Raw genomic sequence first — 23721 nt, forward strand, 5'->3', positions numbered from 1 at the left:
ACTGCGACTTGCTAGCATACTGCCAGCATGTGAGGCGTCTTGATAGAGCGTGCTCATCAACAGGCTCAAGCCTGACTAAGCGGGCGCGGCTTTGCGAGCTTGGAGGTTGATCCGCGGGCATCGTAAAGCGCTGGCGGTTCGCCGCCGGTGAGGATTTTCAGCTGATTGGCCGTGGCGGCCTGCTGGACCAGGATCGACTGGCCATTATTGACGTTGGCTGCCTGGCATTGAGCCAGTAGATCGGTCAGTTTCTCGCTCTGTTCCAGCAATTGATCGCCGATGCTCGACTGGCTGGCAAGTTGCTCCAGGCCACTGCGATCGGCCGGCAGATTGAGGCTGACGAGGATTTCACTGCGCTTGCGGCCATGCTGTTCAAGCAGAATGATCATTGCCTGCTTCTGCGCCAGAATATCTTCGAGCAGCGGCATGTCGCGACCGTGCAAGGCGAGGGACTCGGTTTGCAGTAACTCCAGCAAGCGTTGCGCTGGAGCAAAGTCGTCGGTGATCAGTTGCAGTAAATTAGTGTCGTGCATGGCTGGCCTTGGGGTTTAAGCGTCCAAAAGCCTGGCGCAGGCCGTGGCCTAGCGCTGGGCTTCGAAGTTGAGCAGTTTGCTGGCTACACGGTTGCTGTCGACTTTATAGCTGCCATCGGCAATCGCTGCTTTCAACTCGGCCACGCGGGCGTTGTCGACGGCAGGCTGATCGCGCAGCTTGTCAGTGACCTTCTGCAACTGTTGAGCCTCATTGCTGAGGTGTACCGATTCCCCGCTTTTGACGGTACTGGCCTGTTCGGCCGGGGTATTCAGCGGCGCGGATGTGCCGGTTTCGGCGGTTTCCTTCGCGGTGCTGGTACGCGTACTACCGGTAAGTGACGAGGAACTGTTCAAACGGCTGAAATCGATGACCATGGTAAAAAACCTCTGGGTATTTGGACGCTTGCCATGTTTTCGGCTCTCCCTGCGAAAACTTTAGGCCCATTTATCAATGAGCTTGCATGCGCCAGCGCTTGTCCTGCCTGCGGCACAGTTTAGGGAACAGCCGGGCGGCGCGCCATCTTTCACCAGTAGATTGTTCTACATGGCAACTTCCACCTGGCCCGGCGCGATGACTTGCGCCTTGATGACCCGCTGGGAGTTGAGGTTTTTCACACGAATCTGTTCACGCAGGCCGCCGTTGGACAGGGCTTCGCCCGGCATACGCACACTGAGCGTACCACTGCGGGCGGTAATCACCACTTGGTCGCCCTTGCTGATGACTTCCGCCTGTTCGAGATGGACCAGCGTCAGGACCTGATTGGCGACCGTTGGTCGGGTAAGTTTCTGCCCCACGGCTTGTTCCAGGGAGGTGAAATAACCCTGGTTGATCAGGCTGATGTCTCGCTCGCGCAACATGACATCGCCGGGCTCGATGACCCCGGCGCGTTTGAGCGGCCGGGTGGTGGTGACAACGTCCCGAAACAGGCGGACTTGAGCGGGTACGAAGACTGTCCAGGGGGATGTGCTGTCGCAGCGGACCTTGACCGTGACCCGTCCGATCGGGGTCGCCGGGCTCTCCAGGGTGGCTGTCAATTCCTTGTCGCACATGGGCATGCGCAGTCGCGGATCGAGCTGGTTGACTTCGATTTCGTAGCGTCCTTCCGTTTGACTGGTAGCCAAATAGTCTTCTACGGTGAATTCAAGAAAGCCCTGAGTGACGCCGATAAGCATGTCAGGCAAGGTAACCGCGTCAGCAAGGGCAGGGCTGCCAGCGTTGAACAGGCAGACGGCCGACATTGCGCAAAGCAATTTGCGGGTAATTGATGTCAGGCGTCGGAAAAATGTCGGTTCTGTGTTCATAAGAGTTAAAAAGCAAGCGCCGTGCCGTTTAGCAATAAATGTGCGTCGCAACACACTTAAGCGTTGGTGTAGGAGTCAGTGCATGGCTGGTGTAATGGATTCAGTAAACCAGCGCACGCAACTGGTTGGGCAGAATCGCCTTGAGCTGTTGTTGTTCCGTCTCGACGGCCAGCAGCTGTATGGGATCAACGTGTTCAAGGTTCGGGAAGTGCTGCAATGCCCCAAACTGACCCTGATGCCCAAGTCCAGTCCTGTCGTGTGCGGTGTGGCAAATATCCGGGGGGCGACCATTCCGATTCTTGATCTGGCGATGGCGACCGGCTCCGGCGCACTTAAAGATCAAAGCAATCCCTTCGTGATCATCACGGAGTACAACACCAAGACCCAGGGATTCCTGGTGCGATCGGTGGAGCGCATCGTCAACATGAACTGGGAGGAGATTCATCCGCCACCCAAGGGCACGGGACGCGATCATTACCTGACGGCTGTGACTCGGGTCGACAATCAGTTAGTCGAAATCATCGACGTCGAGAAAGTGCTGGCGGAAGTGGCGCCGACACCGGAAGCGATTTCGGTCGGCGTGGTGGATGTCGAAACCCAGCACAAGGCGCTGTCCTTGCGGGTATTGACGGTCGATGACTCGTCGGTGGCGCGCAAGCAGGTGACCCGTTGCCTGCAAACGGTCGGCGTTGAAGTGGTGGCATTGAACGACGGCAGGCAAGCGCTGGATTACTTGCGCAAGCTGGTCGATGAGGGCAAGAAGCCGGAAGAAGAGTTCCTGATGATGATTTCCGACATCGAGATGCCGGAAATGGACGGGTACACCCTGACGGCCGAGATCCGCAACGACCCGCGCATGCAAAAGCTACATATCATCCTGCATACTTCGTTGTCGGGTGTATTCAATCAGGCAATGGTCAAGAAGGTCGGCGCGGACGACTTCCTGGCAAAATTCCGTCCTGATGACCTGGCATCCCGGGTAGTCGACCGGATCAAAGCAGCAGATATCAGCTAGGGGCCTTCTGCCCCTGGCGGTTAACACGATTTAAGAGGCGGCATCTTTGTCTACGGGTAATTTGGATTTCGAACAGTTCCGGGTATTCCTGGAAAAAGCCTGTGGCATTTTGCTCGGTGAAAACAAGCAGTACCTGGTCTCGAGCCGTCTCAACAAGCTGATGGAGCAGCAAGGCATCAAATCCCTGGGTGAGCTGGTTCAGCGCATCCAGACCCAGCCGCGCAGCGGTTTGCGCGAGATGGTGGTGGATGCCATGACCACCAACGAAACCCTGTGGTTTCGCGACACCTATCCGTTTGAAGTCTTGAAGAACAAGGTGTTGCCCGAAGCGATCAAGGCGGCCCCCGGCCAGCGCTTGCGGATCTGGTCGGCGGCGTGCTCGTCGGGTCAGGAACCGTATTCGCTGTCGATGTCGATCGATGAGTTCGAGCGCGTCAACATGGGCCAGTTGAAGATGGGCGCGCAAATCGTCGCGACCGACTTGTCCGGCACCATGCTGACCAACTGCAAGACCGGCGAGTACGACAGCCTGGCCATCGGCCGTGGTCTGTCGCCCGAGCGCCTTCAGCGTTACTTCGACCCCAAAGGGCCGGGGCGCTGGGCGATCAAGGCGCCGATCAAGAGTCGCGTGGAGTTTCGCTCGTTCAACCTGCTGGACAGCTACGCGGCCCTGGGCAAGTTCGACATCGTGTTCTGCCGCAACGTGTTGATCTACTTCTCCGCCGAGGTGAAGAAAGACATCCTGTTGCGTATTCACAGCACGCTCAAGCCAGGCGGTTATCTGTTCCTCGGCGCCTCCGAAGCGCTGAACGGTTTGCCGGATCATTACCAGATGGTCCAGTGCAGCCCGGGGATCATTTACCAGGCGAAGTGATTCGTTGGCCGCATCAAAAAACGGGAGTCCTCAGGGGCTCCCGTTTTTTTTGCCCGATGATTTCCCTGACATCACCACGATCCCCCTGTGGGAGCAAGCCTGCTCGCGATGGCGTCGTGTCAGCCAACATCAATGTTTCTATTACACCGCTATCGCGAGCAGGCTCGCTCCCACAGGGGAGGGTGGTGTTCTTTAGAGGGTGATAAGCGGCAGAAAAGCGGCAGGCGGCGGAAATCGGTTGCCGCTTTTCTGGCATTGCCGCCTTGCCACTGCCGGCAAAGCCCCGGTTTCCGGGGTTTTTTGAATTGGCACGCCACTTGCTATGTCTCTGTTACGAAAAATCAGGTCACCCGAAGGTTTCCCGACATGAGCATCAGCTTCGATAAAGCGCTCGGTATCCATGAACAAGCCCTGGGCTTCCGCGCTCAGCGTGCCGAAGTCCTGGCCAACAACATCGCCAACGCCGATACCCCGAACTACAAGGCTCGGGACCTGGAGTTCTCCAAAGTGCTCGCCGCACAGAACGAGAAAACCAAGGGTGGTACGTTTGCCTTGAACATGACCAACAACCGCCATATCGAGGCCGAAGGCCTGGGCAATGGCGACGAGTCGCTGATGTATCGCACGCCGATGCAGCCGTCGATCGACCAGAACACTGTGGACGCCCAACTGGAACAGTCGAACTACGCGGAAAACGCCGTCGGCTTCCAGGCCAGCTTCACCCTGCTCAACAGCAAATTCAAAGGGCTGATGTCAGCCCTGCGCGGAGAGTAAGTCATGTCCCTATCCAGTGTTTTCAACATTGCCGGTAGCGGCATGAGCGCGCAGACCACGCGCTTGAACACCGTGGCCTCGAACATCGCCAACGCCGAAACCGTCTCGTCGAGCATCGACCAGACCTATCGCGCCCGTCACCCGGTGTTCGCCACCATGTTCCAGGGCGGCCAGAGCGGCGGCAGCGATTCGCTGTTCCAGAACCAGGACGCCGCCGGCCAAGGCGTGCAAGTGCTGGGCGTGGTCGAAGACCAAAGCAACCTTGACGCGCGTTACGAGCCGAACCATCCGGCCGCCGATGCCAAGGGCTACGTCTACTACCCGAACGTCAATGTCGTCGAAGAAATGGCCGACATGATTTCCGCCAGTCGCTCGTTCCAGACCAACGCTGAAATGATGAACACCGCCAAAACCATGATGCAGAAGGTCCTGACCCTCGGTCAGTGATAAGGGGCGACTCAGATGAGTGTTACCGATACCACCAGCGGCGTGAACATCAAGGACGTCTTGGCCAACTCTTCGGTCAAGGCCAATAACACCAGCAGCGACGGCCTGGCCTCGGCCACCAACAGCGCCACCGGCAAGAAGGCGTTGGGCAAGGACGCGTTCCTGCAATTGCTGGTTACCCAGCTGAAGAACCAGAACCCGCTCGAGCCGCAAGACAACGGTGACTTCGTGGCTCAGCTGGCACAGTTCAGTAGCCTGGAAGGCATCACCACGCTGAACGATACGGTCAGCGGCATTGCCGGCAACTACAACTCGTCGCAAGCGCTGCAAGCATCTTCGCTGGTGGGCCGCTCGGTGGTCGCGCAGACCGACACAGCGGTGGTCGATACCTCCAAGAGCTTCAACGGCACGGCCGTGGTTCCGGCATCGGTGGATCCGGTGACGATCAAGATCACCGACGCCGATGGCAAAGTGATTCGCACCATCGACATGGGCAGCCAGCAGGCCGGCAACGCCAGCTTCATCTGGGACGGCAAGAACGATGCGGGCGAAGTGGCCAAGGCGGGCACGTACAAATTTGCCGCCACCGCGACTTACGACAGCAAGGCGACCGCGCTAGTGACCTACCTGCCGGCCACCGTCAACAGCGTGACCATCAGCCAGACCGGCGGTGAGTTGATGCTGAACCTCGCAGGCCTGGGCAGTATCGCCCTGTCCAAAGTACAGACCATTGGTATATAGAGCCGACTAACACGGCACAAAGGAGTGGAATATGTCTTTCAATATCGGCCTTAGCGGTCTCTATGCAGCCAACAAACAACTGGACGTGACCGGCAACAACATCGCCAACGTCGCGACCACCGGTTTCAAATCGTCCCGTGCAGAATTCGAAGACGTGTACTCGGCCACTCGCCTGGGTACCGGCAGCAAGACCGTCGGCAACGGCGTGCGTCTGGCCAACGTTTCCCAGCAGTTCGGCCAGGGCGACGTGAACAACACCGGCAACGTGCTGGACATGGGCATCCAGGGCAACGGTTTCTTCATCCTCAGCGACAACGGTTCCCTGAGCTACACCCGTGCCGGTGCGTTCAAGACTGACGCCGAAAACTACGTGGTCGACAACAACGGCAACCGCCTGCAAGGTTACGGCGTTGATGACAACGGCAAGATCATCAATGGCGTGCTGACCGACCTGAAAATCGACACCTCGAGCCTGTCGCCCAAGGCCACCACTCGCGTCGACCAGACGATTAACCTGAACTCCTCGGAAACCCTGCCGACCGTTACACCGTTCAACCCGGCCGAGCCATTGAGCTACAACAAGCCGATCTCCACGCATATCTATGACAGCCAGGGTAACCAGCACAACCTGGACCAGTACTACGTGAAAACCGGTACCAACGCGTGGACCGTGTACACCTACGTCGACGGTCGTTCGCCGTCCAACCCGGCCGCCGAGCCACCGGTGCCAGTGACGGCCAACGTGACCTTCAACTCTGACGGTACCGTCAACACCATGACCGGCAGTCCTGGCTTTGCTGTGACCGGTAAAGTCTTCCAGTTGACCGGTTGGGTGCCGGGCGTGGTCACCAATGCCAACGTGACGCCAAAAGTCTGGGGGCCTAACGGTTCGGTTGCGGCCACTGGCGGCCTGTCCTTCGACATGACCAAGACTACCTCTTACAATTCGCCGACTGCCCGTACCCAGCAATTTCAGGACGGCTACGCCACTGGCCAGATTTCCAGCCTGACCATCGACGAAACCGGTGTCATGACCGCTAACTTCAGCAACCAGCAAACCAAGGCCATCGGCCAGGTGGCGGTCGCGAGCTTCGCCAACGAGCAAGGCCTGCAGCCCATCGGTGGTACGCGCTGGAAAGAAACCTTCGCCTCGGGCGAGGCGGGTGTCGATGCTCCGAAAACCGGTACGCTGGGTGCGGTGGTGTCCAACTCCCTGGAAGAGTCCAACGTCAACCTGACCAACGAACTGGTCGATTTGATCAAGGCGCAGAGCAACTACCAGGCAAACGCCAAGACCATCTCCACTCAGAGCACCATCATGCAGACCATCATTCAGATGACCTGATGCTGGTTCGCGCTGAATAAAGAGCCCCTCGTGAGAGGGGCTTTTTTTATGAGCGGGATTTGTCTCGAGTGCCGAATTTTGCGTTGTCAGTGATGGCCCCTACGCGAGCGGGCTCGCTCCTACAAAGGATCTTCAGTGCGGCGCCTGTCCAGTTCAGGAGCGAGCCTGCTCGCGAAGGCGTCAGCCCGGTCACCACTTTCCTTGGGGCAAAAGAAAACCCCCGACAATCCAGAGGACTGATCGGGGGTTATCCAGACGAGCGCCTTGCGGCGCTCACCGGCTCAGCTTATTGGCAAGCTTCGCAATCCGGCTCGTCGATGGCGCAAGCCTTCGGCACTGGAGCAGGGCCGGCTGGCGCTGCCAGGACCGAATCTTCACCGTGGTTGCCGCCGCTGGAAACAGCGTTCAGCTTGCCGGTGTTGATGGTCGACTTCTCGGTGCTGGTCGCGGCCAGGGCACGGAGGTAGTAAGTGGTTTTCAGGCCACGGTACCAGGCCATGCGGTAGGTCACGTCCAGCTTCTTGCCCGAAGCGCCAGCGATGTACAGGTTCAGCGACTGAGCCTGGTCGATCCACTTCTGACGACGGCTTGCCGCGTCAACAATCCACTTGGTGTCCACTTCGAAGGCGGTCGCGTAGAGCTCTTTGAGTTCTTGCGGGATGCGCTCGATCTGTTGCACCGAACCGTCGTAGTACTTCAGGTCGTTGATCATGACCGAGTCCCACAGACCGCGAGCCTTCAGGTCGCGAACCAGGTACGGGTTGATCACGGTGAATTCGCCCGACAGGTTCGATTTCACGTAGAGGTTCTGGTAGGTCGGTTCGATCGACTGCGATACGCCGGTGATGTTGGCGATGGTCGCGGTCGGTGCGATGGCCATGATGTTGGAGTTACGAATGCCTTTCTGCACACGGGCACGAACCGGTGCCCAGTCCAGGGATTCGTTCAGGTCAACGTCGATGTACTTCTGGCCACGTTGCTCGATCAGGATCTGTTGCGAATCCAGCGGCAGGATGCCTTTGGACCACAGCGAACCCTGGAACGTCTCGTAGGCGCCGCGCTCGTCGGCCAGGTCGCAGGAAGCCTGGATCGCGTAGTAGCTGACCGCTTCCATCGACTTGTCGGCGAATTCGACGGCCGCGTCGGAACCGTAAGGAATGTGCTGCAGGTACAAAGCGTCCTGGAAGCCCATGATGCCCAGGCCGACCGGACGGTGCTTGAAGTTGGAGTTCTTCGCTTGTGGCACCGAGTAGTAGTTGATGTCGATTACGTTATCGAGCATGCGAACGGCGGTGTTCACGGTGCGTTCCAGCTTGGCGGTGTCCAGCTTGCCGTTGACGATGTGGTTCGGCAGGTTGATCGAGCCCAGGTTGCAAACGGCGATCTCGTCCTTGTTGGTGTTCAAGGTGATCTCGGTGCACAGGTTCGAGCTGTGAACCACGCCGACGTGCTGCTGCGGGCTGCGCAGATTGCACGGGTCTTTGAAGGTCAGCCATGGGTGGCCGGTTTCAAATAGCATGGACAGCATTTTGCGCCACAGGTCTTTGGCCTGGATGGTCTTGAACAGCTTGACCTTGCCTGGGTATTCGGTCAGGGCTTCGTAGTACTCGTAACGCTCTTCGAAAGCCTTGCCGGTCAGGTCGTGCAGGTCCGGTACTTCGGACGGCGAGAACAGGGTCCACTTGCCGTCATCGAAGACGCGCTTCATGAACAGGTCAGGGATCCAGTTGGCGGTGTTCATGTCGTGGGTACGACGACGATCATCACCGGTGTTCTTGCGCAGCTCGATGAACTCTTCGATGTCCATGTGCCAGGTTTCCAGGTAGGCACAGACAGCGCCTTTGCGCTTGCCACCCTGGTTAACGGCGACGGCGGTGTCGTTCACTACTTTCAGGAACGGGACAACACCCTGGGATTTGCCGTTGGTGCCCTTGATGTACGAGCCCAATGCACGAACCGGCGTCCAGTCGTTGCCCAGGCCGCCTGCGAATTTCGACAACATGGCGTTGTCGTGGATCGCGTGGTAGATGCCCGACAGGTCATCCGGCACGGTAGTCAGGTAGCAGCTGGACAGCTGTGGACGCAGGGTGCCGGCGTTGAACAGGGTCGGGGTCGACGACATGTAGTCGAAGGACGACAGCAGGTTGTAGAACTCGATGGCACGGTCTTCTTTCTGCTTCTCTTCAATCGCCAGGCCCATGGCCACGCGCATGAAGAAGATTTGCGGCAGTTCGAAGCGGATACCGTCCTTGTGGATGAAGTAACGGTCGTACAGGGTTTGCAGGCCCAGGTAAGTGAACTGCTGATCGCGCTCGTGGTTGATCGCCTTGCCGAGTTTTTCCAGGTCAAAGGTGGCCAGGACCGGGTTCAGCAATTCGAATTCGATACCCTTGGCGATGTACGCAGGCAAGGCCTTGGCGTACAGGTCGACCATCTCGTGGTGGGTCGCGCTTTCGGCGACTTCCAGGAAGCTCAGGCCTTCGGCACGCAGGGTGTCCATCAGCAGGCGAGCGGTCACGAACGAGTAGTTCGGCTCACGCTCGACCAGGGTACGGGCGGTCATCACCAGGGCGGTGTTGACGTCGGTCAGGGCCACGCCGTCGTACAGGTTTTTCAGGGTTTCGCGCTGGATCAGGTCGCCGTCGACTTCTTCCAGGCCTTCGCACGCTTCGGTGACGATGGTGTTCAGGCGGCCCATGTCCAGAGGCGCAAATGAGCCATCGGCGCGGGTGATGCGGATCGACGGGTGAGCGTTGACCGCTTCTTCGGCCGGTGCGTGGGCAGCGCGTTCTTTCGAACGACCGTCACGGTAGATCACGTAGTCGCGGGCCACTTTCTGCTCGCCGGCACGCATCAGGGCCAGTTCGACCTGGTCCTGGATTTCTTCGATGTGGATGGTGCCGCCCGAAGGCATGCGACGCTTGAAGGTTGCGGTGACTTGTTCGGTCAGGCGCGCAACGGTGTCATGGATTCGCGACGAGGCGGCAGCGGTGCCGCCCTCAACTGCGAGAAACGCTTTGGTGATCGCGACGGTGATCTTGTCATCGGTATAAGGAACGACAGTGCCGTTACGCTTGATCACGCGCAGTTGGCCAGGCGCGGTGGCGGACAGATCCGAAGTCGAATCAGCGGCCTGCGGCAAGGTGCCCTGCGGGTTCTCGCGAGTTGTGTCGGTTTGCATGGGGGAGTGTCTCCACATTCTCTATGTTTGTTTGAGCACCTTCATGGTGCCCACCGTTCTGTCCTGAAGCACTACAACCGAGGGGCCTCGGGCATAACAACTTCGGGACAGTAGGAAAAGGCTAATGATGCCGCTTCCTTGCCGAAGTCTTTGGTCTCGAGCCAGGGCCCGAAACCGGATTCCATTCAGGGTGACAGTAATGACTGCAACACCCGTACCGTTCCGGCTGTTCTGGCCTCAAAAAACGGTGCCATCCGCAGGTGCGGTTTGGGCTTTCAAATTCACGCTTGGTTCAACCGGAAACAGCAATAAAGCGCTTGAGTTTCTGGTCTGAAATGTGGTTAGGCTTTTTAAGCAAAAACCCTACATGTAGGGTTTTTTTGGCGCCCGGCTACAAGATAATGCGTTTTGGAGGGTGTTGCAACGTACTACCTGTGGATAAACCTGTGCGTAAATTGTGTGTGAAAGAAGGAACAGGCGTGTAGGCCGCGACCTAGCGGGAGCGAACCGTTTTTCACTGATTTTCAGCGATTGAAAACAGTCATTCGGATTTTTAAGGGCGCGAACCCTATCACAAAAATCCGGGTTGTCCGAACGCATTTGCCGGCTTGTGTTCTCGGCGTTCGGCGTTTATACAATCGGCCAGTGTGTATGCATTCTTATCCTCCCCAATCATTACAAAAAGACGGGCGGATCCTTCCTTATAAGTGTTGTTGGCAAGCAGAGGTCACCGTGGAGCAAGAAGCCTGGCAGATATTGATTGTGGAGGACGACCAGCGTCTGGCCGAACTGACCCGCGATTACCTGGAAGCCAATGGCCTGCGCGTATCGATCGAGGGCAATGGCGCCCTGGCCGCGGCCCGCATCATTAATGAAAAGCCGGACCTGGTGATCCTCGACCTGATGCTGCCGGGCGAAGATGGCCTGAGCATCTGCCGCAAGGTCCGCAATAAATATGACGGCCCGATCCTGATGCTCACCGCCCGCACCGACGATACCGATCAGATTCTTGGCCTGGACCTGGGGGCCGACGATTACGTGTGCAAACCAGTGCGTCCGCGCCTGCTGCTGGCGCGCATCCAGGCGCTGTTGCGCCGCAGTGAAGCCCCTGAGGTGGCCCCGGAAAAACAACGACGCCTGCAGTTCGGCCCGCTGGTGGTGGACAACGCATTGCGCGAGGCCTGGCTGAATGACAACGGCATCGAGCTGACCAGCGCCGAATTCGATCTGCTGTGGCTGCTGGTGGCCAACGCCGGGCGCATCCTGTCCCGGGAAGAAATTTTCACCGCCCTGCGCGGCATCGGCTATGACGGCCAGGATCGCTCCATCGACGTGCGCATCTCGCGCATCCGCCCCAAAATCGGCGACGATCCGGAGCATCCACGACTGATCAAGACCATCCGCAGCAAAGGGTATCTGTTCGTTCCGGAAGCCTGCACCCTGTGAACTCGATCTTCCTGCGCATCTACGGCGGCATGTGTGCGGCGCTGATTCTGGTCGCGGTGCTCGGCGTACTGGCCTTGCACCTGCTCAACCAGGTGCGCAGTGAGCAATACCGCGAACGCCTGGCCCACGGCACCTTCTCGCTGATGGCCGACAACCTGCAACCGATGAACGAAACCGAACGCCACCGGGCCTTGCTGGTGTGGGAGCGTTTGCTGGGGATTCCGTTGGCGCTGAAGACCTTCGCCCAGACCGACCTCGACCTGACGCAGCGTACCCGCGTGCTGCGCGGCCAGGCGCTGGTGGAACAGACCGGTCCGCACGCAGCGAAGGTGTATCGGCTGGTCAGCGACAAGGAACAGTTGGTTTTGACGGGAGAAGTCCAGCAGATCAGCGAGCAACTGGCGCGAGCGACTATCTATCTGCTGGCCGACGAACTGGTGCGCGTGCCGGTGGCTGAGCAGCCCAAGCGCCTGGCGCAATTGAAACAAGACAAAGGCTTCGGTTTCGACTTGCGCCTGGTCACCGTCGACCAGGCGGACATGGACGAGGACCAGAGCCGCCGGATCTCCGAAGGCGACACGGTGATGGCATTGGGCAAGGGCGGTGACTCGATCCGGGTGTTTGCCGGCATGGTCGGCACGCCGTGGGTCCTGGAAATCGGCCCGCTGTACCAGATGAATCCTTATCCGCCCGAATGGTTGGTGCTGATCGCGGCCCTTGGTTTGAGCCTGATCGGCTTGATCGTCTATCTGTTGGTGCGACAACTTGAGCGTCGCTTGCGTGGTCTCGAAGCCGCTGCCACGCGCATTGCCAAGGGCAGCCTGGAAACCCGCGTGCCGGCGCGCGGCGCGGATTCGGTGGGGCGGCTGGCCTCGGCGTTCAATGGCATGGCCGAGCACTTGCAACAGTTGTTGGCGATCCAGCGTGAACTGGTGCGCGCGGTGTCCCACGAATTGCGCACCCCGGTGGCGCGCCTGCGTTTTGGCCTGGAGATGATCGGTTCGGCCACCACGCCACAGGCCCTGGAGAAATACCGCGAAGGCATGGACCACGACATCGAGGACCTCGACAAGCTGGTGGACGAAATGCTGACCTACGCGCGTTTGGAGCAGGGCTCGCCCGCGTTGAATTTCCAGCGGATCGATCTGGATGCGTTGGTCAATCAAGTGATCGAGGAATTGGCACCGCTACGCGCCGACGTCACCGTGCAGCGCGGGTTGTGCCTGTCCGCCGCCGATTGTGACGATGCCTGGGTCGAGGCCGAGCCGCGCTATTTACACCGGGCGATCCAGAACCTGGTGAGCAATGCCATGCGCCATGCCTCGTCGCGGGTGACGGTCAGTTATCAGGTGGGGCAGCAGCGTTGCCGGGTGGACATCGAAGATGACGGGCCGGGCGTGCCAGAGTCGGCGTGGGAAAAAATCTTCACGCCGTTCCTGCGCCTTGATGACAGCCGTACACGGGCGTCGGGCGGGCATGGCTTGGGACTGTCCATTGTGCGGCGGATTATCCATTGGCATGACGGGCGGGCGTTGATCAGCAAGAGCAAGAGTCTGGGCGGGGCGTGCTTCAGCCTGAGTTGGCCTAGGAATCAGGAGAGGCGGTGAGATCTCGGTTGTCTGGGCTGGCCTCATCGTCGGAACGCCGCCCGGAGCAGGCTCGCTCCCACAGGGGATTTTCGGTGTGACATAGATCCAGTGTGGGAGCGAGCCTGCTCGCGATGAGGCCCTTCAATACACCGCAAATCCTCAGGCCTTGATACTGACCAGACTCAACAACTGCCCATCCACCACCCCAAACTGCGCATCCAGCTCCGTGCCATTGCGCCACTCGCTGGACAGATCTGTCAGCAATCGCAGCCGCACCTCACCGCTCTCGCTCCACTCCAGCACTTCCGCATGTTCAAAATAAAACCGCTGCCGAACAATCGGATACAGCGCCTTGAACAGACTCTCCTTCACCGAAAACGTCAGCGTGACCAGCATCGCCAACTGATCACGATGACCTGCGGCCATGCGCTGCAATTCCGCCGGGGTGAGGATTTCCCCGGCCAGGCGTTCGGCACGTTCAGGGTTTAGCAGATTTTCCAGGTCCATCCCCAATCCACGCCAGTGGGTCTTGTTCGCGACAATCGCCGCGGCCCGGCCGGTGCTGTGGGTGATTGAGCCGCTGATATGCGCAGGCCAGACCGGCGCCCGGTCTTCACCGATGGCCGGGCTGAAACTCAGCCCTTCCAGCTTCTGCAACGCCGCCCGGGCACAGACCCGACCGGCCAGAAACTCGGCCTGACGCTTGGCAACCGAGCGCTGGATGCTCGCTGGCGGCTCGATGGCGCTGCGCGTGAAATCATCGAGGGCCAGTTGCGAGGTATCGAAGTGCGTGCTCAATAGCACCGTATCAGGCAGCACAAACGGCAGCGGCCAATGGGCATCGAGCGGGGTGCAGCAGACGGGCAGGGCGGGGGTGGCATTCATGTCGCGCATTTTGCCGGGTTGCCTTCGGGCTGGGTAGCCCTGACGTAGACCGCGTTATCGTTCTTCGCGGGCAAGCCTCGCTCCTGCAGGTTTGAGCCGATCACGAAATGGCGGAACGACACAAGCCCTGTAGGAGCGAGGCTTGCCCGCGAAGGCCACGTCTCGATCTTCTGCTTAACCGAAGATTTTTTTGAAGAACGCCTGCATATCCGCCCAGGATTTTTCATCCGCCGCCTTGCTGTACCCGATATCCGGCCCACCATGATCGCCATGGCCCAACCGATCCGCATCTGGATTGCTGAACCCATGCTTGGCGCCCTCAAGGCTGACGAATTGATAGTCGGCCCCGGCCTTGTCCATCTCAGCCTTGAACGCCGCGACGTTGTCCGCCGTCACCATGCTGTCCAGCGCACCATGCTCCACCAGGATTTTCGCTTTCACGCTGCCCGGTGTTGCGGGCGTTTTGGTCGCCAGCGCCCCGTGGAAACTCACCACGCCCGCCAGCGGAACGCCTTGACGCGCTGCATTCAGCACCACGGCACCGCCGAAGCAGTAACCGATGGCAGCGACTTTATCCGGATGGGTCTGTGGCTGTTTCTTCAGCAAATCGAGCCCGGCCTGGAAGCGGGCGCTGGACGCGGCACTGTCTTTCAACGCCGCTTGCATGAAGGCCATGGCGTCCTTGGGATGCTCGGTGTTCTTGCCATCGCCATACATATCAATGGCCAGCGCGCTGTAACCCAGTCCGGCCAAATCACGGGCGCGGCGCTTGGTGTAATCGTTGAGGCCCCACCATTCATGCACCACCACCACGCCCGGACGTTGACCCTTAATAGCATCGTCGTAAGCGTAATAGCCGATCAGCTTCGTGCCGTCGGGGCTCTGATAGGGAATCTCCTGAGTCTTGATCTCGGCGTGGCTGAGCCCGCTCAAGGCCAGTAATAGGAGGGCGAGGAAAACGCGCATGGTCGGATCTCCTGCATAAAAGTCATCAAAACAGCCGGGTGGAGTTGATTCAGCTTAGGTTCAGAGTGCGTTCAGGGGGAGTTCAGGGGTGGGTGCGTAACCTTGCCCCGTACCCAAAAAGCAAATAGCGCATGAGGAAATTCCCCAATGACTCACTTCAAAAAACTGCTTCTGGCTTTCACCGTCATGGGCGCAAGCACCGCGGCTTTCGCTTCCAACGATAATTTCGCCAGCCTTACTCTTGGACAGACCAGCGACAAAGTCAAAAAGTCCCACGCCCTGAACGACAACCTCAACCACCCGAACGCCGACGGCGTGATCGGCAAGGACACCACCTGGGGTGTGCGTCTGGGCCAGCAAAGCAGCGAGGGCCGCTACTACGCCACTTACGACAACGTGTCGGGTTCGCACAATGGCATTAAACTGCGTCAGGAAAACCTGTTGGGCAGCTACGATCTGTTCTACCCGGTAGGCGCCAGCACCAAATTGTTCGGCGGTGCCACGGCCGGCCTGACCAAAATGACTCAGGAGTCCCCAGGGTTCAGCCGCGACAGCAACATCGGCTACGCCATTGGCGGCCAGGTTGGCGTATTGCAGCAAGTGTCGCAAAACACCTCGGTCGAACTGGGTTACCGTTACCTGCGCAGCAACGCCAGCACCGAGATGAGCGAGCGCGGTGGCAGCAAGCAGGGTTCGCTGGACCTGACCAGCAGCGCCCAGACCTATCTGTCGGCGAACTACGCTTTCTGATAAGTGCAATCCCTGTAGGGGTGAGCCTGCTCGCGATAGCGGTGTGTCAGTCGACATCAATGTCGAATGTGCTGGCGCCATCGCGAGCAGGCTCGCTCCTACAGGGTTCTGCGGTGTGACTGAGAACTGTGCTGCTGGAGATAACGATTTGCCTAGGAGAGCGTTATGAAACTGCTGGTCGTCGAAGATGAAGCGCTGTTGCGCCATCACCTGCAAACCCGCCTGACGGACAGCGGCCACGTGGTCGAGTCCGTGGCCAACGCCGAGGAGGCGTTGTACCAGACCGAGCAGTTCAACCACGACCTGGCGGTGATCGACCTCGGCCTGCCGGGCATGAGCGGGCTCGACCTGATCCGTCATCTGCGCTCGCGTGGCAAGGCCTTCCCGATCCTGATCCTCACGGCGCGTGGCAACTGGCAAGACAAGGTCGAAGGCCTCGCCGCCGGCGCCGACGATTACGTGGTCAAGCCGTTCCAGTTCGAAGAGCTCGATGCGCGCCTGAATGCCTTGCTGCGCCGCTCCAGCGGTTTCACCCAGTCGACCATCGTCGCCGGGCCGCTGCTGCTCGACCTCAATCGCAAACAAGCGTCCCTCGATGAACAACCGCTGGCGCTGACCGCCTACGAGTATCGAATCCTCGAGTACCTGATGCGCCATCATCAGCAAGTGGTGGCCAAGGACCGCTTGATGGAGCAGCTCTATCCGGATGACGACGAGCGCGATCCGAACGTCATCGAAGTGCTGGTCGGCCGTCTGCGGCGCAAACTCGAAGGCCCGGCCGGTTTCAAACCGATCGACACTGTGCGCGGCCTCGGCTACCTGTTCAATGAGCGCTGCACTTGATTCGCTCCCTTCGTGTCCGCTTGATGCTGGCCGCCGCCACCCTGGCGGTCCTGTTCATGCTGGCGTTGCTGCCAGCGATGCAGGGCGCGTTCAGCCTGGCGTTGCAGGATTCCATCGAGCAACGCCTGGCGTCGGACGTAAACACGTTGATTTCCGCCGCCCGGGTGGAAAACAACGCCCTGCAGATGCCGACGCAGTTGCCCGATGAGCGCTTCAACCTGACTGACAGCCGCTTGCTCGGTTACATCTATGACCGCGAAGGTCATTTGGTCTGGCGCTCGAAGGCCACCGGCGAAGAGAAGATCAACTACAAACCGCGTTACGACGGACGCGGCAACGAATTCGCGCGCATTCGCGAGGCCGATGGTCAGGAATTCTTCGTCTACGACGTCGAAGTCAAACTGCTCAGCGGCAAAAGCGCGGCATTCAGCATCGTCGCCCTGCAACCGGTGCACGAGTACGAAGTCACCCTCGAAGGCCTGCGCGAAAACCTCTACCTCGGTTTCGGTGCCGCGTTGCTGGTGCTGCTGGCGCTGCTGTGGATCGGCCTGACCTGGGGCTTGCAGGCCTTGCGTCGGCTCAGTCAGGAGCTGGACGAAATCGAAAGCGGCGCCCGCGAAAGCCTCAGCGAACAACACCCGCGTGAGCTGCTGCGCCTGACCGGCTCCCTCAACCGCTTGCTGCACAGCGAACGCGAGCAGCGCAGCCGCTACCGAGATTCCCTCGACGACCTGGCCCACAGCCTGAAAACCCCGCTGACCGTGCTGCAAGGCGTCAGCGAAGACATGGCCCAGCGCCCGGAAAACCGAGATCAGGCCTGGTTGCTGCAAACCCAGATCGAGCGCATGAGCCAGCAGATCGGCTATCAACTGCAACGCGCCAGCCTGCGTAAAAGTGGGCTGGTACGTCACCAGGTGCGCCTGCAGCCGGTGCTGCAAAGTCTGTGCGACACGCTGGACAAGGTCTACCGCGACAAGCGCGTGCGCGTTGCTTTCAACCTGCCGGAGCCGTGTTACGTGCCGATCGAACAGGGCGCGCTGCTGGAGATGATGGGCAACCTGCTGGAAAACGCCTATCGCCTGTGCCTGAGCGAAGTGCGCATCAGCGTGCGCGAAACCCTGAGCGGGGTCGAGTTGTGCGTTGAAGACGACGGGCCGGGCGTGCCGCCGGATCAGCGAGCGCGGATTCTGCAACGGGGCGAGCGGCTGGATCGCCAGCACCCGGGGCAGGGGATCGGGTTGGCGGTGGTCAAGGACATTATCGAGAGCTACAACGCGAAGCTGACGCTGGGGGATTCGCCGATGGGCGGGGCGGCGTTCCGGATTCATTTTCCGGTGGTTTGATCGAGGGGTTGGCGGTGTTTTTTCGGGCCTCATCGCGAGCAGGCTCGCTCCTACAATTGAATCTGCGGCGCTCGCGAAAAGTGCATGCTCCGCAGATCCCCTGTAGGAGCGAGCCTGCTCGCGATGAGGCCGGTCAATTCAACCCAAAAATCAGTTTCGGATGCTGGACAGGCTTGATCCGCCGTAGTCGTTCAGTCAGGTAGACCGCGTCATCGTTCATCGCGAGCAGGCTCGCTCCCACAGGAGATCTTCAGTGAATGCACAATGTGCGTTCACACCGATCACCTGTAGGAGCGAGCCTGCTCGCGATGAGGCCGGTCAATTCAACCCAAAAATCAGTTTCGAACCCCAATTGCTCGGCAATCTGCTGTAACGACAGATCTGCTCGCCCCAGGTGATAAATCGCAATGTCCCGGCGCAACTGATCCTTCAATTCCTGAAAACTCGACCCTTCTTCGCGCAAGTGCCGACGCAACGTCTGCGGGCTGATGTGCAGGTGCGCAGCCACCTCTTCCAGGTCCGGCCAGCGTGCACTGTCGCGGCTGAGCAAGCGGCGCAACTGGCTGCTCAGACTGTCGCCGTCATCCGGGCGCGAGAGCAGGTCGGCGGGAGAATGTTGGAGGAAATGCTTGAGCGTGCGTTCGTCCTGCAACAACGGCATGTGCAGGTAGCGGCTGTGAAACAGCAAACTGCTCTGCGCCGTGGAAAACTCCATGGGGCAGGGGAACAGCAAATCGTATTCGGCGCCGTGTTCGGGCTTTGGATAACTGAACGTCGCCTGCTCCAGCCGAATGCGCTGGCCGATCAGCCAACTGCCAAGCCGGTGCCAGACCATCAGTTGGCTTTCGGTGAGGAAATGATCAGGGTCTTGGAACTTTGAATCGTCGAGGCTCAGGCGGACCCATTCGTCTTCGCGGGTCAGGGTCAGGCGCGGACCGTCAGGGAATAGGCTGTAAAACAATAAGCCGCGATGCAGCGCCTTATCGAGGTTGCGGCAGTGGATCACGGCGTGGCACATCATTGCGAAGGTCCCGGTTTTACTGGGCGTCGGCCCGAAACCGAGGTATTCGTCGTCGAGGGCCAGCCACAACGCCTGGATCAATCGCGTGAACTGCTCCGGCGCAATTCGCGCCCGTGGCTCATCCAGCAACTCGGGGCTGATGCCGAGTTGTTGCAGCAGATTTGAATAGTCATAACCCAACCGACGCGCGCCACCTAATGCGGCACGGGCGAAATGACTGGCGATGGTGCGTTCACGCATGGCAGGCAGGTCCGACCCAATGAACGACGGATGGTAGCTGTCGACCCTCGTTATGAACAGGCGGATATCCGCCAAATTGTAGGACGAGACCTGGTCGATGGGCGGAAATCCGCCACATTGTGGTAGCTCGTCAGTGGCAAGGCTGGACCTGTAACCCTTGATGTCAAAAGGCATGCAGGCATTTTTTTAAAGGTGGCACGGGCCTTGCGATACAACAAGCAGATGCCTGCCGTTGCGCAGCTCGACAAAACAAATCCCTCCAGTGCAGGAGGGTTCGCAATTGAAGTGTCTTGGGCAACAGACGGATGTTGTCACGGGGCACTCTTGAGGAACTTTGCAATGACGACTCGTCAGCCACTGTATAAATCCCTGTACTTCCAGGTGATCGTTGCTATCGCCATCGGCATCCTGCTCGGTCACTTCTATCCGCAGACCGGTGTGGCCCTCAAGCCACTGGGTGACGGGTTCATCAAACTGATCAAAATGGTCATCGCGCCAATCATCTTCTGTACGGTCGTCAGCGGTATCGCCGGCATGCAGAACATGAAGTCGGTCGGCAAGACCGGTGGCTATGCGCTGCTGTACTTCGAAATCGTCTCCACCATTGCCTTGCTGATCGGTCTGGTCGTGGTCAACGTCGTGCAACCGGGCGCCGGCATGCACATCGATGTGACCACTCTGGACACCAGCAAAATCGCTGGCTTCATCTCGGCCGGTAAAGACCAGAGCATCGTTGCCTTTATCCTCAATGTGATCCCGAACACCATCGTAGGCGCCTTCGCCAACGGCGACATCCTGCAAGTGCTGATGTTCTCGGTGATCTTCGGTTTCGCCCTGCATCGCCTGGGTGCCTACGGCAAGCCGGTTCTGGACTTCATCGATCGCTTTGCCCACGTGATGTTCAACATCATCAACATGATCATGAAGCTCGCTCCAGTCGGCGCGTTCGGTGCGATGGCCTTCACCATCGGTGCCTACGGTGTCGGCTCGCTGGTGCAACTCGGTCAGCTGATGATCTGCTTCTACATTACCTGCATCCTGTTTGTGCTCGTGGTACTGGGCGGCATCTGCCGCGCGCACGGCTTCAGCGTAATCAAATTGATTCGCTACATCCGTGAAGAACTGCTGATCGTACTGGGCACTTCCTCTTCGGAATCCGCTCTGCCGCGCATGCTGATCAAAATGGAACGCCTGGGTGCACAGAAGTCCGTTGTCGGCCTCGTAATCCCGACCGGCTACTCGTTCAACCTCGACGGTACGTCGATCTACCTGACCATGGCGGCTGTGTTCATCGCTCAGGCGACCGACACCCACATGGACATCACCCACCAGATCACCCTGTTGCTGGTGTTGCTGTTGTCCTCCAAAGGCGCTGCAGGCGTGACCGGCAGTGGTTTCATTGTGCTGGCAGCAACCCTGTCGGCCGTTGGCCACTTGCCGGTTGCCGGCCTGGCGCTGATCCTGGGTATCGACCGTTTCATGTCCGAAGCCCGTGCGCTGACCAACCTGGTCGGTAACGCGGTTGCGACCCTGGTCGTGGCCAAGTGGGTCAAAGAGCTGGACGAAGACAAGCTGCAAATCGAGCTGGCTTCCGGCGGTCGCGGTATCTCCGACACCCGTGAAGAAGACGACCTGGGCGTGGCCGAAGGCCCAACCCCTAGCAACGTCAAGTAAGACTGGCTGCACTGAAAAACCCGCTTCGGCGGGTTTTTTCTTGCCCGTGATTTGAGCGCAACGGTCACAGCTGCTGACACTTCAGGTGATTGCTGCAATGCGTTTGCCTGCCTAGGCTGGAGGCATCGTTCACGGAGGTCGCTCATGCCCGGTCCACTGGCATCACTCAAGGTTCTGGATTTCTCGACGCTGCTGCCGGGGCCGTTTGCCTCGTTGTTGCTGGCGGACATGGGCGCGCAAGTCCTACGCATCGAATCGCCGACCCGTATGGATTTGCTCCGGGTGTTGCCGCCGCACGATCACGGGGTGTCGGCCAGCCACGCCTACCTCAATCGCAACAAGCGCAGCCTGGCGCTGGACCTCAAGCAGCCCGAGGCGCTGGAGGTGATCAAGCAATTGCTGGCGGACCACGACATCGTGCTGGAACAGTTCCGCCCCGGTGTGATGGAACGCCTGGGGCTGGGTTATGACGCGTTGAAGGCGATCAATCCGCGGCTGATCTACGTGTCGATTACCGGTTATGGCCAGAGCGGCCCCTACAAGGACCGCGCCGGTCACGATATCAACTACCTGGCGCTGGCGGGGCTGGCGAGCTACACCGGCCGCACCGAGAGCGGGCCGCTGCCATTGGGCATGCAGGTGGCAGATGTCGCCGGCGGCTCGTTGCACGGAGTGATCGGGTTGCTGGCGGCGGTGATCGCTCGCCAGCACAGCGGGGTGGGGCAGCATCTGGATGTGAGCATGACCGACTGCGCCTTCAGCCTCAACGCCATGGCCGGCGCCGGGTACCTGGCCTGTGGTGTGGAGCCGGGCAGGGAGGATCAGATGCTCAATGGCGGCAGCTTCTACGACTACTACCGTTCGCGGGACGGGCGCTGGTTATCGGTGGGCAGTCTGGAACCGGCCTTCATGCAGCAACTGTGCAGCGCGCTGGGGCGGCCGGAGCTGGCGGCCAAGGGCCTGTCGCCCAAACCCGCCGAGCAACAGGTACTGAAGAATGAGTTGAAAGCCGAATTCGAGAAACATGACTTTGCGCAACTGTGCGAGTTGTTTGCCGGGGTCGATGCGTGTGTCGAGCCGGTGCTGAGTTTGGCCGAGGCGGTGCAGCATCCGCAGTTGCAGGCGCGGGAGTTGGTGACGCAGGTGCCGCGGGGGGACGGTTCTGCGCAGGCGCAGATGGCGTGCCCGTTGAAATTCTCAGAGGGATTGCCGGCGCCGCGGCATATCGGCGCGGTGTTGGGACAGCATACGGATCAGGTGTTGGGGGAGTTGGGGATGAGTGCTGAGCGGATTGCAGAATTGCGCCGTGCCAAGGTGATTCTCTAGCGTCTGTACCGGCCTCTTCGCGGGCAAGCCTCGCTCCCACAGGATCTGTGTCGTTCACAAAGCTTGTGCTCGAAATCAATACCTGTGGGAGCGAGCCTGCTCGCGATGAGTCCGGCACCGCCACCACAAATCTGACTACTCGACCCGCATCTCCCCACTGAACACCAACGTGCTGCGGCACCGCCGGCACAAATACCGCCGCCCTTGCCGTACCAGACCATGGCGCTGGGCCGAAAACGGGAAATCGCTGTCGACGCACGGGCATTTGTAGATGTAGCGCGTCACGCTGCGGCGTTTGACGTCGTAGGTGTGGCAGCGATTGGGCGGCAGTTCGTACACGCCGCGCATGATCAATTGCCACTCTTCACCGTGCGGCTGAATGCGGTCGCCGAACAGTTGATGGGCGATCAGGTGCGCGACCTCGTGGGCCACGGTCTGCTTGAGGAAGTCTTCAGTGTTTTCCCGGTACAGCTGCGGATTGAAGCGCAGCAGGTTCTCGTGCAAATGCGCGACACCGGCTTTTTGACCGCGCAGCTTGAGGCTCACCACGGGGCGTTTGAAAGTTCGTTTGAAAAAGGATTCGGCCAGCTGATAACAGTCTTCGACGCGGGTATTGAGTTGCTCGGGCATGCTTGATGGATCTCCAGAGACGTCGAGTATGCCGCAACCCCGGGGCCTTGCGAATCGCCGAGGCGCCGAATGGTCGTTACCCCTCACACATTAGAAGGCCGCCTTGCGGCGGCCTGTGTTGGCAGATCTTGTTTTTGGGTGGTGAGTTGCTAATTGGTGTAGACCGGCCCCACGCCGAGTCCCCAGACAATCACTGTAAACGCCATGATGGCGACCAGCACCACCAGGCCTACGGCAAGTACCGAACTGGAAAACAGAAAGCCCTCGTCTGATGGAATGTTCATGAAAGTGGGTAGCCCCACATACAGCAAGTACACCGTGTAGCAGATGGCCGCCGTTCCGACGATCATCCCCAGCCACATATGAGGGTACAGCGCCGCCAGACCGCCGATGAACAGCGGGGTCGCGGTATAGGTCGCAAATGCAACGCAGCGGGCCAGGCTTGGATTGGCGTCATAAGTACGGGCCATCCAGTGGATGAATGCGCCCATGACCGCGACGCCGCCGAGCATCGCCAGGTACGACATGATCGTCATCCATAGCGCGCTTTCCTGGGTCAACATGACCGGCGCTCGATTGCCGATGACCCAGCCGACCTGAGTGGTGCCGATAAACGCCGACACAGCGGGAATTGCCGCCAGAATCAGCGTGTGAGTCAGGTACATGTGGCTGATGCTTTCCTCTTGGTCGCCACGGATTTCTTTCCATTCCTGGTCGGGGTGGGTGAAGAGCCCCACTACGTGATGGATCATGCCAGTCACTCCTCTTGTTTTTACCGTCGCCCCCCAGTGGAGCG

22 protein-coding genes are annotated in these 23721 nt (G+C 59.5%); 13 read left to right on the forward strand and 9 right to left on the reverse strand.

Features of this window, described 5'->3' with window-relative positions; genetic code table 11:
* Positions 1–65: 65 nt before the first annotated feature.
* From FHL16_RS21040 to flgA, 3 genes are all read right to left on the reverse strand, one after another.
* The gene (locus FHL16_RS21040; protein WP_010457166.1) at positions 66–533 is read right to left on the reverse strand and encodes a flagella synthesis protein FlgN; all 468 of its coding nucleotides are present in this window, start codon (positions 531–533) and stop codon (positions 66–68) included.
* Between the two features lie 48 nt (positions 534–581).
* Positions 582–908: a flagellar biosynthesis anti-sigma factor FlgM gene (flgM, locus tag FHL16_RS21045; RefSeq protein ID WP_010457164.1), complete on the reverse strand. Its 327-nt coding sequence runs from the start codon at positions 906–908 to the stop codon at positions 582–584.
* A 165-nt stretch (positions 909–1073) separates the two neighbouring features.
* Positions 1074–1835: a flagellar basal body P-ring formation chaperone FlgA gene (flgA, locus tag FHL16_RS21050; protein WP_077749189.1), complete on the reverse strand. Its 762-nt coding sequence runs from the start codon at positions 1833–1835 to the stop codon at positions 1074–1076.
* A gap of 82 nt (positions 1836–1917) precedes the next feature.
* Between flgA and FHL16_RS21055 the strand changes: the two genes are divergently transcribed.
* The 6 genes from FHL16_RS21055 to flgE all read left to right on the forward strand — a co-directional run bounded on the left by FHL16_RS21055 (position 1918) and on the right by flgE (position 7031).
* Positions 1918–2850, forward strand: coding sequence for a chemotaxis protein CheV (locus FHL16_RS21055; protein WP_010457160.1), 933 nt, complete (start codon positions 1918–1920; stop codon positions 2848–2850).
* A 46-nt stretch (positions 2851–2896) separates the two neighbouring features.
* Complete coding sequence (gene cheR / locus FHL16_RS21060; protein WP_010457158.1) at positions 2897–3724, forward strand: protein-glutamate O-methyltransferase CheR; 828 nt, start codon at positions 2897–2899, stop codon at positions 3722–3724.
* Between the two features lie 366 nt (positions 3725–4090).
* Complete coding sequence (gene flgB / locus FHL16_RS21065) at positions 4091–4498, forward strand: flagellar basal body rod protein FlgB (RefSeq protein WP_010457156.1); 408 nt, start codon at positions 4091–4093, stop codon at positions 4496–4498.
* Between the two features lie 3 nt (positions 4499–4501).
* The gene (gene flgC, locus FHL16_RS21070; RefSeq protein WP_010457154.1) at positions 4502–4945 is read left to right on the forward strand and encodes a flagellar basal body rod protein FlgC; all 444 of its coding nucleotides are present in this window, start codon (positions 4502–4504) and stop codon (positions 4943–4945) included.
* Positions 4946–4960: 15 nt separating this feature from the next.
* The gene (gene flgD, locus FHL16_RS21075; RefSeq protein ID WP_077749190.1) at positions 4961–5686 is read left to right on the forward strand and encodes a flagellar hook assembly protein FlgD; all 726 of its coding nucleotides are present in this window, start codon (positions 4961–4963) and stop codon (positions 5684–5686) included.
* A 31-nt stretch (positions 5687–5717) separates the two neighbouring features.
* Positions 5718–7031: a flagellar hook protein FlgE gene (gene flgE / locus FHL16_RS21080; protein ID WP_077749191.1), complete on the forward strand. Its 1314-nt coding sequence runs from the start codon at positions 5718–5720 to the stop codon at positions 7029–7031.
* Between the two features lie 286 nt (positions 7032–7317).
* Here the strand turns inward: flgE and FHL16_RS21085 are convergent, their stop codons facing one another.
* The gene (locus tag FHL16_RS21085) at positions 7318–10212 is read right to left on the reverse strand and encodes a ribonucleoside-diphosphate reductase subunit alpha (RefSeq protein ID WP_010457148.1); all 2895 of its coding nucleotides are present in this window, start codon (positions 10210–10212) and stop codon (positions 7318–7320) included.
* Between the two features lie 732 nt (positions 10213–10944).
* On the opposite strand from FHL16_RS21085, the gene FHL16_RS21090 reads away from it, so the two are divergent.
* Both FHL16_RS21090 and FHL16_RS21095 read left to right on the forward strand, forming a co-directional pair.
* Positions 10945–11658 (forward strand): response regulator, encoded by a 714-nt coding sequence (locus FHL16_RS21090; protein ID WP_010457146.1) that lies wholly within the window; start codon positions 10945–10947, stop codon positions 11656–11658.
* Positions 11655–13265: an ATP-binding protein gene (locus tag FHL16_RS21095; protein ID WP_077749192.1), complete on the forward strand. Its 1611-nt coding sequence runs from the start codon at positions 11655–11657 to the stop codon at positions 13263–13265. Before FHL16_RS21090 ends, FHL16_RS21095 begins: the two co-directional genes overlap by 4 nt.
* A 141-nt stretch (positions 13266–13406) precedes the next feature.
* Here FHL16_RS21095 and FHL16_RS21100 read toward each other — a convergent pair whose 3' ends face one another.
* Complete coding sequence (locus tag FHL16_RS21100) at positions 13407–14132, reverse strand: 4'-phosphopantetheinyl transferase family protein (protein WP_202979495.1); 726 nt, start codon at positions 14130–14132, stop codon at positions 13407–13409.
* A gap of 174 nt (positions 14133–14306) precedes the next feature.
* Positions 14307–15098 carry a dienelactone hydrolase family protein gene (locus tag FHL16_RS21105; protein ID WP_077749194.1) on the reverse strand — a complete coding sequence of 264 codons (792 nt, stop codon included), beginning with the start codon at positions 15096–15098 and terminating at the stop codon, positions 14307–14309.
* Positions 15099–15245: 147 nt separating this feature from the next.
* Between FHL16_RS21105 and FHL16_RS21110 the strand changes: the two genes are divergently transcribed.
* The 3 genes from FHL16_RS21110 (at position 15246) to FHL16_RS21120 (ending at position 18034) form a co-directional block, all read left to right on the forward strand.
* Positions 15246–15848 (forward strand): hypothetical protein, encoded by a 603-nt coding sequence (locus FHL16_RS21110; protein WP_077749195.1) that lies wholly within the window; start codon positions 15246–15248, stop codon positions 15846–15848.
* A 165-nt stretch (positions 15849–16013) separates the two neighbouring features.
* Positions 16014–16691, forward strand: coding sequence for a response regulator (locus tag FHL16_RS21115; protein WP_077749196.1), 678 nt, complete (start codon positions 16014–16016; stop codon positions 16689–16691).
* The gene (locus FHL16_RS21120) at positions 16688–18034 is read left to right on the forward strand and encodes an ATP-binding protein (RefSeq protein ID WP_077749197.1); all 1347 of its coding nucleotides are present in this window, start codon (positions 16688–16690) and stop codon (positions 18032–18034) included. The genes FHL16_RS21115 and FHL16_RS21120 overlap by 4 nt, the downstream gene beginning before the upstream one ends.
* A 250-nt stretch (positions 18035–18284) precedes the next feature.
* On the opposite strand, the gene FHL16_RS21125 is transcribed toward FHL16_RS21120, so the two are convergent.
* Positions 18285–19295, reverse strand: coding sequence for an AraC family transcriptional regulator (locus tag FHL16_RS21125; protein WP_342212510.1), 1011 nt, complete (start codon positions 19293–19295; stop codon positions 18285–18287).
* Between the two features lie 339 nt (positions 19296–19634).
* On the opposite strand from FHL16_RS21125, the gene FHL16_RS21130 reads away from it, so the two are divergent.
* The gene (locus FHL16_RS21130; RefSeq protein WP_077749198.1) at positions 19635–20969 is read left to right on the forward strand and encodes a dicarboxylate/amino acid:cation symporter; all 1335 of its coding nucleotides are present in this window, start codon (positions 19635–19637) and stop codon (positions 20967–20969) included.
* Positions 20970–21113: 144 nt separating this feature from the next.
* Positions 21114–22295, forward strand: a complete 1182-nt coding sequence (locus FHL16_RS21135; RefSeq protein WP_077749199.1) for a CaiB/BaiF CoA transferase family protein — start codon at positions 21114–21116, stop codon at positions 22293–22295.
* 135 nt (positions 22296–22430) lie between these two features.
* Here the strand turns inward: FHL16_RS21135 and FHL16_RS21140 are convergent, their stop codons facing one another.
* Positions 22431–22925 (reverse strand): SprT family zinc-dependent metalloprotease, encoded by a 495-nt coding sequence (locus tag FHL16_RS21140; RefSeq protein ID WP_010457127.1) that lies wholly within the window; start codon positions 22923–22925, stop codon positions 22431–22433.
* 149 nt (positions 22926–23074) lie between these two features.
* Entirely contained in the window at positions 23075–23677 is a 603-nt protein-coding gene (locus FHL16_RS21145; protein ID WP_010457124.1) for a Yip1 family protein, read from the reverse strand.
* Between the last annotated feature and the right edge of the window lie 44 nt (positions 23678–23721).

This window comes from Pseudomonas sp. FSL W5-0299 (genome assembly GCF_005930655.1).
GTDB lineage: Bacteria > Pseudomonadota > Gammaproteobacteria > Pseudomonadales > Pseudomonadaceae > Aquipseudomonas > Aquipseudomonas mandelii.